This window comes from Pseudomonas sp. S37, assembly GCF_016658545.1.
In the GTDB taxonomy this organism is placed as follows: Bacteria; Pseudomonadota; Gammaproteobacteria; order Pseudomonadales; family Pseudomonadaceae; genus Aquipseudomonas.
The window spans coordinates 1-11,608 of record NZ_JACVZC010000158.1 but is presented as its reverse complement, the minus strand read 5'-3'; the positions used below and the strand labels follow the sequence as shown (position 1 = coordinate 11,608).

Genomic DNA, 11,608 nt, shown 5'->3' with positions numbered 1-11,608 from the left:
CCCCGCCCCCCGCGCGGCCCCCCCCCCCCCCCGCGGCCGCCGCGCCCCCCCCCCCCCCCCCCCCCCCCCCCCCCCCGCTCCTACAGGTACTGTGCCTGCCTTCAAGGCGATGCAGGCTATGTGGGAGCGGGCAAGCCCGCGAAGAAGGCCACGCGGTTTCAGCTCAGATCGCCGTAGCCCCGCCATCCACCGTCAGGCAATGCCCGGTGGTAAACGCCGCACCGTCGCTGCACAGGTACAACACGGCGCTGGCAATTTCCTCTACCTTGCCGATGCGCCCCACCGGGTGCATGGCCGCAGCAAATTCGGCCTTGCGCGGGTCGGCCTCATAGGCGCGGCGGAACATGTCGGTGTCGATCACCGCCGGGCACACGGCATTCACGCGGATGCCCTTCTTGGCGTACTCGATGGCCGCCGACTTGGTCAGGCCGATCACCGCGTGCTTGCTGGCGCTGTAGATGCTCATCTTCGGCGCCGCCCCCAATCCCGCCACCGAGGCAGTATTGACGATCACCCCGCCGCCCTGGGCCAGCAGCAACGGCAACTGGTACTTCATGCACAACCACACGCCCTTCACGTTCACGCCCATGATGGCATCGAACTCGGCCTCGCTGCCTTCGGCCAGGCGGTGCTGTTCTATTTCGATACCGGCATTGTTGAAGGCGTAATCCAGCCGGCCATACGCCGCGATCAGGCGCTCGTGCAACTGGCGCACCTCGGCGTCGCGGGTAACATCACAGGCCATGAACAGCGCTTCGCCGCCCGCCGCCTGAATGTGCGCCACGGTGGCCTCGCCGCCGACCGGGTCCAGGTCGGCCACCACCACTTTCAGGCCCTGCCGGGCGAAAGCCAGGGCGGTTGCCCGGCCAATGCCGGCCGCAGCGCCGGTAACCAGGGCTACCTGGCCAGAAAAGGTCATGCTCATCGCGTGCTCCTGTGACGGTATGGTGGGGTTCAGAGCATAGTCAGGCACCGCCCGGCCGGGCAGCATCATCACCCCACCGGTTGGGCTACCATGCTTGTCAGTGATGTTAAGGACCTGCCTTCATCAACAAGGTAGATTGAACGCCTGATTCCCTCCACTGCCCACAAGGACCCCGCCATGACCCAGACCAACCGCCGCTTCCTGCTTGCCAAACGCCCGGTCGGCGCCGTGCGCCGTGACGACTTCAGTTTCGAGACCGTGCCTGCCGAACAACCCGGCGAAGGCCAGGTACTGGTGCGCAACCTGTACCTGTCGCTGGACCCGGCCATGCGTGGCTGGATGAACGAAGGCAAGTCCTACATCCCGCCCGTGGCCCTGGGCCAAGTGATGCGCGCATTGGGCGTGGGTGAAGTAGTGGCCTCCAACCACCCGGGTTTCAAGCCGGGCGACCACGTCAGCGGTGCGCTTGGCGTGCAGGACTACTTTACCGGCGAGCCCCAGGGCCTGCACAAGATCGACCCCAACCTGGCGCCCCTGCCGCGCTACCTGTCGGCGCTGGGCATGACCGGCATGACCGCCTACTTTGCCCTGCTGGACGTAGGCCAGCCCAAGGCGGGTGACACCGTGGTGATCTCCGGCGCGGCCGGTGCGGTGGGCAGCATTGTCGGGCAGATTGCCAAGGTCAAAGGCTGCCGTGTGGTGGGCATTGCCGGCGGTGCCGAAAAGTGCCAGTACCTGCTGGACGAGCTGGGCTTTGACGGGGTGATCGACTACAAGGCCGAAGACGTGCTGGCCGGGCTGAAGCGTGAATGCCCGAAAGGCGTGGACGTGTACTTTGACAACGTGGGCGGCGACATCCTTGATGCGGTGCTGACGCGCATCAACTACAAGGCGCGCATCGTGATTTGCGGCGCGATCAGCCAGTACAACAACAAGGAAGCGGTAAAGGGCCCGGCCAACTACCTGTCGCTGCTGGTGAACCGTGCGCGCATGGAAGGCTTTGTGGTGATGGATTACAGCAAGGATTACGGCAAGGCCGCGCTGGAGATTGCCGGGTGGCTGGCCAGTGGGCAGGTGAAGAGCAAGGAAGATGTGGTGGAGGGGTTGGAGACTTTCCCTGAGACCTTGTTGAAGCTGTTCAGCGGGGAGAATTTTGGCAAGTTGGTGTTGAAGGTTTAAGCGCGTCTGACAGGGCCGGTATGCTCCTGTATGGGCGGCACGGGCTGTCGGTGGGTCGATAGCGGCCACTGTGGGAGCGGGTTCATCGAGGCGTCGAACCGCCGCGAAGAGGCCAGACCTAGCGGCCAATTCCTACCAGCCGTTTAGCGTTGCTGTAGCCACCATATTCGCGGGTAAACCCGCTCCTACATTGGTCGGTGTTGTTCACACATCGCCGCCTCGACACCGCCCGTCGTAGGAGCGGGTTCACCCGCGAAAGGGCCAGACCTGCCTGCCAATTCCTACCGGCCGTTCGCCGTTGCTGCCACCACCGCATTCGCGGGTAAACCCGCTCCTACATTGATCGGTGTTGCTCATACATCGCTGACTCGACACCGCCCATTGTAGGAGCGGGTTCATCGAGGCGTCGAACCGCCGCGAAGAGGCCAGACCTGCCGGCCCATTTCCACCGGCCGTTCACCGTTGCGCTGCCACCACACTCGCGAACGGATTCTCCCCGTCTGATTAAGTCTATCCACGGCTTGTCGCGATAGGACAGTTTCACCCAGCCAAATACAAGCGACCTATCCTACACCCCAACCAGAATCCACTGGATTGCCGGGAAATTCCGACAGCGATAACGTCAGCGGGTCGCCCTGTTGGCGACTGATCGTGCGCCACCGTTTGGTAGCGCCATCCTTACCCGTCAATGACACCCTCCTACTGATGGAACACTGCCCTGCTCAGGGTTACAATTTCCGAGCGGTTGACCTGCGTCATTTGCAAACATGGAAAACATTAATGAAAGGAAAACCATTAAGCAGGTGGATATACCTCATCTATTTATTGGCCTTGGCACTCTTGGCCATTCTCGCCTGCTCAACCTACCCAGACCTCACCGAAGGCCCGGTCAACACGCTCGGTTTCCTGGGGTTCTGGATAACACTGTATGGCCTCATCATTGCCATCCTCGAAATTGCTCGCACAGGCTCAGTGAGCCGTCAAATTGCCAGAGCAGCCCAGGCGGCACACAACACGCTTAAAAATCAAATCGAACATGGTGAAACCGAGGCCTGCCAAGAACTGATAAATCTTGCGCTGCAAGACCTTACAAAAAAGAAAGCCGTGTCGGTCATCATAATCGCAAGAATCAAGCAAGTTTATATATCAAGGTTTTCGAAAGGCGACGCACCCGATCTTTATCAAGACAACCTCGACATGCTGGATAGCTACGAGCACGTAGCGCAATCGAGAGGGAGAAGGACGGGGCCCAACCCGATGTACGACACCAGCCAGTACCCGAGCGCCAATGCGGCTGCCAGCGAGCACCCGCACAAACTTACGATCGACGCCCTGAAAAGAATGCAGAATGATCTTCTGGCGCATACGGTCGCAAAACACGATTACGTAGGTGAGCCAGCATGATTCCTGTTCAATTTGCAAAATTCATGGATTTCGTTCTAATCCACACCCAGAACGGTAAGTTAAAGTGGCGTGAAGGCGAAGGCGGGTCTTACATAGCAACCCATAAGGACATGAGCCTTTTCATTTCATCAGATTACGACCCAGACAGAGATGTCTCCACCTTTTGGTTTCGCTTGAATGGCGCTTCAGGCTCAACACCTTTTTCTGTTTCCGACAGAGAGCCAGACTACAGGGACATGAAGGTGCTTTTCGAGGAGGTTATCGCCAACGCTAACGATGTGGTAAGCGCTGTACAGAAGTTCATGAATGACTTCGACTATTGATGAGCCACCGCGCGAACGGTCAGCTCATCTATAAGGCCAGCACGATCGTACTGGCCCTCTACATTCCGCAGGCTACTTACCCACGAATCTCCGCCACCACCGCCGCCAACGCCTGCGCCGGGTCGGCAGCCTGGCTGATCGGCCGGCCGATCACCAGGTAATCGGAACCGGCATCCAGTGCCTGGCGCGGGGTGAGGATGCGGCGCTGGTCATCCTGCGCGCTGCCCGCCGGGCGAATGCCCGGGGTCACCAGCTGCAGCGACGGGTGCGCCGCCTTCAATGCCGGGGCCTCCAGCGCCGAGCACACCAGGCCGTCCATGCCGGCCTTCTGTGCCAGCGCCGCCAGGCGCAGCACCTGCTCTTGCGGGTCGACATCCAGGCCAATACCGGCCAGGTCTTCACGCTCCATGCTGGTCAGCACGGTCACGCCAATCAGCAACGGCTGCGGGCCGCTGCGCTTGGCCAGCTCTTCACGGCAGGCCGCCATCATGCGCAGGCCACCCGAGCAATGCACGTTCACCATCCACACACCCATCTCGGCCGCCGCTTTTACCGCCATGGCCGTGGTGTTGGGGATGTCGTGGAACTTGAGGTCCAGGAACACTTCGAAGCCCTTTTCACACAGGGTTTCGACAATGCCCGAAGCGCTGCTGGTGAACAGCTCTTTGCCAACCTTTACCCGGCACAGCGCAGGGTCAAGCTGGTCAGCCAGCTTCAGGGCGGCCTCACGGGTAGGGAAATCCAGGGCGACGATCAGGGGCGTCTGGCAGGCGGACATGGGCAGGGTCTCTTGGCAAGTCGAAAACGGCGCGCATTGTAAACGAAGTGGCGCAGGCTTTGGGGCCCGCGGGTCACGGAATTGGCCCGGCACGGGCTGACACCTATAATTGAACCAACGGAACGGGTAATCGCTCAAATTTCATACAAGCGTTGCCCATGGCCCGATTTAAGGAGAACGACAATGCCCTGGTATGCCTGGCTGATCCTCATCATAGCCCTCGGCTCCATCGTCGGCGGGTTGATGATGCTGCGCGATACGGCAAAGAAACTGCCGCTGACCGAAGAACAACTGCGCAAGGTGCATGAGCGCAACGCCGAGGCGGACGCCAAGGACGCGCAAGACCGCTAGAAGGCCCAGTAGAAATTAATGTGGTTTAGACACCGCCCGTTGCAGGAGATCGCCCAGCCCTTTGGACTGCGCTGTCGCGCAGAGAACTGAATTCGCAAGCGGTCCGCATACCCTGTGGGAGCGGCTTTAGCCGCGAAGAATCCAACGCGGTGCATGGCACCGGCTGCGCCGGTGTTCGCGGCTAAAGCCGCTCCCACAGTGTCCCTGCCAATTCAATCAGTTATGCATAGTTCTATGAAAGCGGGATGCGCCAAGTTGTAGCTTCGTCCTGATACACATGACCGGATCGGGCCAGGGCATCACCCCGGCCCCACCCCGCTTACTCCACCATCACCTTATCCCGATTCCTCTCCAGCAACGCATTCCCGATCCCCTTGATCTCCAGCAGTTCATCCACCGAAGCAAACGGCCCATTGGCCTCGCGGTAGGCCACGATCGCCTCGGCCTTGGCTTTGCCGATGCCGTTCAGCTCCTTCTGCAGGGTCAGTGCATCCGCCGTGTTCAAGTCCAGCCGCGGCGCCTGCTGGGCCTGTACCTGGGCCACCACCGGCACCGGCTCGGCCACTGGCGTGGTACTGGCCGGGGCAGCGCTAAGGGAGAAGGACAAACTGGCGAACAGTGGCAGCAGCAGGTACGACAGAACGTTATTACGCATGGTCAACACTCCTTGGGTTGGTCAGTTTCCAGCAGCCGTTTTCCTTCGGCTGCGCAAACAACCCTAGCGGTTAACCCGGCCGCGAAACACCCGCCAACCCCGGCGAATGGTTACCGAATCGGTCAGCAGAACGGGCAACCTCGCCCACCCAAAAACAGTGGCCATTTCATCACCGCCCCGCTCGGCCCTTGCTGCTCAAGGCCCGGCCCCAAGCCAACGGCCGAAATCCCGTTTGTCCGATAACCCCTGCCCACGCTTACCCGGCCATTCTCCTACAGCGCCCGCCGAACAAGGCCCGCCACACAAACCACCCCACCCGCCAACCGGCCAACATCCCCAAGCAAACTGGCACCCCACCACCCGCCTGCTAGATTTCTTGAGCAATGGAACCGCCGCGCTTCAAGGACCCGAGCAAGAGGATCACCGCCGTGCCCCTCAAGACCCTGACAGTTTTCGGTACCCGCCCAGAAGCCATCAAGATGGCCCCGCTAGCCCTGCAGCTGGCCCAGGACAACCGCTTCGACGCCCGTGTATGCGTCACCGGCCAACACCGGCAAATGCTCGACCAGGTGCTGGAGCTGTTCGGCATCAGCCCCGACTACGACCTGAACATCATGAAAGCCGGCCAGGACCTGACCGGTGTAACCACTGCCATCCTGCAGGGCATAAAACCGGTGCTGGCCGAGTTCAAGCCCGACGTGGTGCTGGTGCACGGCGACACCGCCACCACCTTTGCCACCAGCCTTGCGGCCTACTACCAGCAAATCCCCATTGCCCACGTAGAAGCCGGCCTGCGCACCAACAACCTTTATTCGCCCTGGCCCGAAGAAGGCAACCGGCGCCTCACCGGCGCCCTGGCCGCGCTGCACTTTGCCCCCACCAGCACCTCACGCGACAACCTGCTGCGCGAAGGCACCGACCCCGCGCACATCTTTACCACCGGCAACACCGTGATCGACGCCTTGCTGGAGGTTGAACAAAAGCTGCAAAGCCCGGCGCTGAACGCCCGTTTCGCCAGCCACTTCAGCTACCTGGCAGCCGACCGCCGCCTGTTGCTGGTCACCGGCCACCGGCGCGAGAACTTTGGTGGCGGCTTCGAACGCATCTGCCAGGCGCTGGTGCAGATTGCCCGGCAGTTCCCCGAAGTGAACGTGGTGTACCCGGTACACCTCAACCCCAACGTGCGCGAGCCGGTGAACCGGCTGCTGGGGGATGTGCGCAACATCCACCTGATCGAGCCACTGGATTACCTGCCGTTCGTGTACCTGATGACCCGCGCATACGTGATCCTGACCGACTCGGGGGGCATTCAGGAGGAAGCGCCGGCCCTGGGCAAACCGGTGCTGGTGATGCGCGACACCACCGAGCGGCCCGAGGCGGTGGCGGCGGGTACGGTCAGGTTGGTGGGGACAGAAGTGGCATCGATTGTGAGGGAGCTGAGTACCCTGCTGACCGATGAAGCGGTGTACCGCGAGATGAGTGTTGCGCATAACCCGTATGGCGATGGCCACGCCTGCGCACGTATTTGCGAAGCGCTGGCGGCGTTTACAGGGGGGGTGATGCAGCGCCTGTGAGATAGTGGCTCATCATCGACAGAACCTCCTGTAACCTTATTTTTTGACCTGTTAACCATTCAGGTTTACAGTTGAAAAAAAGGTTTACAAGGTACCGCTTGATGCCAAGCCTGAAGGATGATTTAAAGGCCTACGTTGAGTCGACACTCGGCTCGCCAATAGAGCTCGAAGCCGTTCACCTCAAGCTTCCGTTCCATATCCTGGATTTGTACAACCCCGTCCGAATGCTGCTAGGGGTGGGTAAAACGTCTGTTTCAGCACTGCTGCTCATGCCAATGGCAGACGAACACCCGGGTAGCGTTGCTCTGAAAAAGCACATTACCCAAGTACGAAAAGCTACAGATGAGGTAATCGTCTACGTAACAAAATCCCTCACCCCTCATGAGCGCCGAAGCCTGATCAGCCATCACATCAATTTCCTCCAGCCCGGGTATCAAATGTTTATTCCGGACTTGGCCATGGACCTGCGAGAAAAGGTACGCCAACGCCGAGAAAGCGAGGAGGTGTCAGCACTCCTGCCAGCAGCCCAGGCAATGCTACTTGGCTGCCTGTATGAAGGGTGGTCCAGTGAAACGCTTTTCAACAGCAACGCAATCATGGGTGACTTCAAATACAGCCGGGTAACGCTGTCCAAAGTGATCGACCAACTCCTGACGCTAAAGCTGCTAACAACAGTGAAAGGCAGGGGGTTCAACAACCTCTATAGCTTTGATGGTAACAGGCTTGAGGTATTTAACCGGGCCCGAAGCCGCATGAGGTCGCCGGTCAGGCGCACCGTCTCTATCGACTCAAAACTTCAACTTGGTGAAGGTGTGTTCCTGGCAGGTGAAACCGCCCTGGCCAAGTACACCCTGCTGGCAGAGCCGGCAAAGCCGATCTACGGCATGACTAAAAAGCGCTTCGCTGAGCTGATTGCGGATGAGCAGATGCGCCCTTCAACGTCAGTCGATGACACGTCAGCATGGGTTGAAATCTGGACCTACAACAGCCTGGCCCGTAACAAGAACATCGCAGACCCAGCCTCCTTGCTGCTGAGCCTGCAAGACAACCCGGACGAACGGATCCAGATTTGCCTGGATGAACTCAAGGAGCAGGTTACATGGCTAGCGTCAGAGGATTAGAGCTGTTTGCGAGGCATTTCGCCGAATACAAGGACCGCTACGTCTTGATCGGGGGGGTGGCATCCGCGCTCACCATGGATGAAGCTGGCCGCGACTTCAGAGCTACCAAGGATCTCGATATTGTTCTGATAATCGAGGCCCTGGATGCTCAGTTTGTGGCGCAATTCTGGAGTTTTGTGAAAGCGGGTGGGTATCAGATCAGGCAGGCGGGCGGTGACCGCCCCATTTTCTACCGTTTTCAACATCCGGCAGACGAAGCCTACCCGGTACAAATCGAGTTGTTCTCGCGGAGCCCTGAAGGCCTCGATCATCCGGAGAATTCGACACTGACGCCGATTCCTACCGATGAGTCTGTTTCCAGTTTGTCTGCAATTCTGCTGGACGATGCGTACTACGCGTTTCTGCTGGACGGCCGCCAGGATAACGAAGAACTGTCGTATATCAGCGCTGACAGGCTGATACCCCTCAAGGCACGTGCCTGGCTTGACCTGTCGAGGCGTAAGCAGGCGGGGGAGAAGATTGATGCCCGCAACGTCAAAAAGCACCGAAACGATGTACTGGTTCTGTCAGGCCTGCTGACAGGAGAGCATATCGAGTTGAGCGAAAGTATTTTGGCTGACATGCACGTGTTCTTGACACTATTGGCAAAGGAAGACGTGAACTTGAAAGACCTCGGCCTGCGAGGAAGCCTTGATGATCTGGTCACACGACTTGAGCAGAGCTTCGGGCTGGAGCAAGAAAGCAGAGATGCTTGATGCAATGCGCAGTGCTTGGTCGAAACCAAGATGACGTACTAATTCGCTACATATATTTATCAAACACGCACTTAAACAAAACCAAACTCTCGTGTAATTATGAAAATATCAAATCTTGAAATTTTAAACTTCCGTGGAATTATCAAGGTAAGCCTACAGAACTTGGGAGACATGGTTGTCATCGCAGGCCAGAACGGGTCTGGGAAATCCTGCATTTTTGACGCCATCCGTCTTTTGAAGTCTATTTATGGCGGCTACCAAGTAAACGAATGGCATCAATGGATGGGCGAGTTTCAAATCACCCCAAGCAACAAACCAAATGACTTGATATCTTTATTCAACGACCCCAAACAAAATTTTAGTATTACTTGCGACTTCACAATCACCGAATCCGAAAAAGAATATGTCTTACAGAATGCAGAGCAACTACTAAGGGAAAAGCTTCTAAACTCATACAACGCCTCACAACAATATGAATACGCCAACGACACCGCCCCTCGCTACAGGATCTACGAGCAAGATCCCGAAACCCAAAAAAAACTAAACGAAGAAACCCAGACCCTAAAAGACGAGCTTAACCAATCGACAATCACCGGGAAAATATATGCAGACCCCAACAAAGGTATCTTTCTAGAATCGTCAGTCGCCCTCTCGATAATTTTTGGTACATTCCGCCCAACGGACTTGGGAGTAATTGACTACCATGGCCCACAGCGTCACTTCTCCCGGGAAAGCATACAAGGTATAACCTTAAACCTTGAACAGCAGATTCAGCAGCGAAGCCAAACCGCGCTGTACAACTACAGCAACAAGTACAGTAATGTGAAAGGAGAAATGGCCGCATCCTACATTAAAGAGGTCCTGGCAGAGGCAGCAGGACTTCCTCGCGAAAAACAATCGAACCTGACGAACACATTACAAGAGCTTTTTGCCAGTTTCTTTCCAGACAAGACATTTTTGGGCCCCAAGCCCACCGTGCAGGGCAAGCTCACATTCCCGGTAATTACCTCCACTGGGCGCGAGCATGACCTTGACGAACTGAGCTCCGGCGAGAAAGAAATCATATATGGCTACTTACGCATCCGAAACTCAGCACCACAACATTCAATAATACTCCTTGATGAGCCCGAACTACACTTGAATCCCCGACTCATCAGGGAGCTTCCTCAGTTTTACCGCAAGCACTTAGGCGAAAGCCTAAACAACCAGCTTTGGCTTGTGACCCACTCTGATGCTCTTTTACGTGAGGTCGTAGGGCATCGTGATTACAGCGTCTTTCACATGACGCCTATCAGCGCAACCACTGCCAACGAGAACCAAGTAAAGTCACTTTCCGCCAACGAAGACGTTGACTTAGCTCTGGCCGATCTAGTTGGAGACCTAGCTGCCTATCAGCCAAACGGGAAAATTGTCATATTTGAAGGCGGTGGTGATTCAGACTTCGACAGAACTGTTGTGAGCAGATTATTCCCGGAACTCATTGAGAAGGCCAACTTGATTTCCGGCACCAACAAAACCAGAGTTAGAGCACTACAAGAAATCCTGGAGAGGGCGGCAACCGAAGGACGATTCCCCTTCAAAGTTTATAGCATAACTGACAAAGACCTCGACCAACCTAAAAATACTGACAAAGATCAAGCAAACCTTAGCTGGAACGTTTACCACATTGAAAATTATTTTCTTAGCGCCCCTCACATTGCGAGCGTCATGTCCGACTACGACCTGAAAAAGCGAAATGTCGAGCATGTCGAACGCCAGCTTATCGAATGCGCAGAAGCTGTACTGCCAAAAATGATTGCCCACGAACTTAATTCACACGCCAATAACATATTGACCTCAGCCATAAACACACGCACGGACCCCAAGTCAAAAAACACGGTAAAAGCCCTATCCGACCGAGTAAACAGCTCCATTGAAAAGATCAACTTATCAATTGCAAAAGAGCTGAGCGAAAGCAGCCTCCAGGCTTTCGAGGAAACACTTACTAATCGGTATTCAACAAGCCTCAAAGATAACACCTGGAAAGAAGTATTACGCGGCAGAGACATCCTCAAAGAGTATGTTTCACGCCATGGGGGCGGCATAAAATATGAGGCTTTCCGCAACTTCGTTCTCGCCAAGATGGCGGACGCAAATTATCAGCCTGAAGGTATGAAATCAGTTGTCAACCACGTCCTGAAATCCTAGATATTGCAGCAACTTATTTTAACTCAGTTGATCCAAGCCAAACGTCGCTGCTGTGTAGCGCCAGGGTTGATTAAGAAATCGCTTCATACACCACACCCCATCTGGGAGCGGATTAACCCGCAAAGGAGGAATGCCCGGCGACCATCCTACGCCGAGCCCGGCCCTTTCGCGGGTAAACCCGCTCCTACAACGGCCGGCGATCGCAGCAAAGACATTTTGCCCGGGCACGCAGAGAGAATTTCCGCCTCACAGCATGCCCACCCCGTCAGACTTTCCTGAAACCTGCTGCCCACCCCTTCAACTCAGATAACCAGGCGAACTATCCTACACACCAGTCAGAAGCAGCTGAATTGTCG

11 protein-coding genes are annotated in these 11,608 nt (G+C 56.9%); 8 read left to right on the top strand and 3 right to left on the bottom strand.

From position 1 onward, the window contains the following. Window positions 1-163: 163 nt before the first annotated feature. Window positions 164-925, bottom strand: coding sequence for an SDR family oxidoreductase (locus IAE39_RS27490; RefSeq protein ID WP_201207631.1), 762 nt, complete (start codon window positions 923-925; stop codon window positions 164-166). Between the two features lie 177 nt (window positions 926-1,102). Between IAE39_RS27490 and IAE39_RS27485 the strand changes: the two genes are divergently transcribed. From IAE39_RS27485 to IAE39_RS27475, 3 genes are all read left to right on the top strand, one after another. Then, the gene (locus IAE39_RS27485; protein ID WP_201207630.1) at window positions 1,103-2,104 is read left to right on the top strand and encodes an NADP-dependent oxidoreductase; all 1,002 of its coding nucleotides are present in this window, start codon (window positions 1,103-1,105) and stop codon (window positions 2,102-2,104) included. A 651-nt stretch (window positions 2,105-2,755) separates the two neighbouring features. Continuing rightward, window positions 2,756-3,508 carry a hypothetical protein gene (locus IAE39_RS27480; RefSeq protein ID WP_201207629.1) on the top strand — a complete coding sequence of 251 codons (753 nt, stop codon included), beginning with the start codon at window positions 2,756-2,758 and terminating at the stop codon, window positions 3,506-3,508. Continuing rightward, a complete protein-coding gene (locus IAE39_RS27475; protein ID WP_201207628.1) occupies window positions 3,505-3,831 on the top strand; it encodes a hypothetical protein in 327 nt (108 codons plus the stop codon). Before IAE39_RS27480 ends, IAE39_RS27475 begins: the two co-directional genes overlap by 4 nt. A 76-nt stretch (window positions 3,832-3,907) precedes the next feature. Here the strand turns inward: IAE39_RS27475 and pyrF are convergent, their stop codons facing one another. After that, window positions 3,908-4,609 carry an orotidine-5'-phosphate decarboxylase gene (pyrF, locus tag IAE39_RS27470; RefSeq protein WP_201207627.1) on the bottom strand — a complete coding sequence of 234 codons (702 nt, stop codon included), beginning with the start codon at window positions 4,607-4,609 and terminating at the stop codon, window positions 3,908-3,910. A 183-nt stretch (window positions 4,610-4,792) separates the two neighbouring features. On the opposite strand from pyrF, the gene IAE39_RS27465 reads away from it, so the two are divergent. After that, window positions 4,793-4,960, top strand: coding sequence for a DUF2897 family protein (locus tag IAE39_RS27465; RefSeq protein WP_003252762.1), 168 nt, complete (start codon window positions 4,793-4,795; stop codon window positions 4,958-4,960). A 319-nt stretch (window positions 4,961-5,279) separates the two neighbouring features. Here the strand turns inward: IAE39_RS27465 and IAE39_RS27460 are convergent, their stop codons facing one another. Beyond that, a complete protein-coding gene (locus IAE39_RS27460; protein ID WP_201207626.1) occupies window positions 5,280-5,615 on the bottom strand; it encodes a ComEA family DNA-binding protein in 336 nt (111 codons plus the stop codon). A 428-nt stretch (window positions 5,616-6,043) separates the two neighbouring features. Here IAE39_RS27460 and wecB point away from each other — a divergent pair, with 428 nt between their 5' ends. From wecB to IAE39_RS27440, 4 genes are all read left to right on the top strand, one after another. Continuing rightward, complete coding sequence (wecB, locus tag IAE39_RS27455) at window positions 6,044-7,189, top strand: non-hydrolyzing UDP-N-acetylglucosamine 2-epimerase (RefSeq protein WP_328825631.1); 1,146 nt, start codon at window positions 6,044-6,046, stop codon at window positions 7,187-7,189. Window positions 7,190-7,290: 101 nt separating this feature from the next. After that, on the top strand, window positions 7,291-8,310 hold the full coding sequence (locus tag IAE39_RS27450; RefSeq protein WP_201207624.1) for a hypothetical protein: 1,020 nt from the start codon (window positions 7,291-7,293) through the stop codon (window positions 8,308-8,310). Then, window positions 8,289-9,065, top strand: a complete 777-nt coding sequence (locus IAE39_RS27445; RefSeq protein WP_201207623.1) for a hypothetical protein — start codon at window positions 8,289-8,291, stop codon at window positions 9,063-9,065. The genes IAE39_RS27450 and IAE39_RS27445 overlap by 22 nt, the downstream gene beginning before the upstream one ends. A 99-nt stretch (window positions 9,066-9,164) precedes the next feature. Next, window positions 9,165-11,252: an ATP-binding protein gene (locus IAE39_RS27440; protein WP_201207622.1), complete on the top strand. Its 2,088-nt coding sequence runs from the start codon at window positions 9,165-9,167 to the stop codon at window positions 11,250-11,252. Window positions 11,253-11,608 lie beyond the last annotated feature (356 nt).

What these genes read in the sequence shown, in the direction of transcription:
- IAE39_RS27450 (WP_201207624.1), top strand. Translation starts at nt 7,291, where the DNA reads ATGCCAAGCCTGAAGGATGATTTAAAGGCCTACGTTGAGTCGACACTC.
- IAE39_RS27475 (WP_201207628.1), top strand. Translation starts at nt 3,505, where the DNA reads ATGATTCCTGTTCAATTTGCAAAATTCATGGATTTCGTTCTAATCCAC.
- pyrF (WP_201207627.1), bottom strand. Translation starts at nt 4,609, where the DNA reads ATGTCCGCCTGCCAGACGCCCCTGATCGTCGCCCTGGATTTCCCTACC.
- IAE39_RS27465 (WP_003252762.1), top strand. Translation starts at nt 4,793, where the DNA reads ATGCCCTGGTATGCCTGGCTGATCCTCATCATAGCCCTCGGCTCCATC.
- IAE39_RS27440 (WP_201207622.1), top strand. Translation starts at nt 9,165, where the DNA reads ATGAAAATATCAAATCTTGAAATTTTAAACTTCCGTGGAATTATCAAG.
- IAE39_RS27445 (WP_201207623.1), top strand. Translation starts at nt 8,289, where the DNA reads ATGGCTAGCGTCAGAGGATTAGAGCTGTTTGCGAGGCATTTCGCCGAA.
- IAE39_RS27460 (WP_201207626.1), bottom strand. Translation starts at nt 5,615, where the DNA reads ATGCGTAATAACGTTCTGTCGTACCTGCTGCTGCCACTGTTCGCCAGT.
- IAE39_RS27490 (WP_201207631.1), bottom strand. Translation starts at nt 925, where the DNA reads ATGAGCATGACCTTTTCTGGCCAGGTAGCCCTGGTTACCGGCGCTGCG.
- IAE39_RS27485 (WP_201207630.1), top strand. Translation starts at nt 1,103, where the DNA reads ATGACCCAGACCAACCGCCGCTTCCTGCTTGCCAAACGCCCGGTCGGC.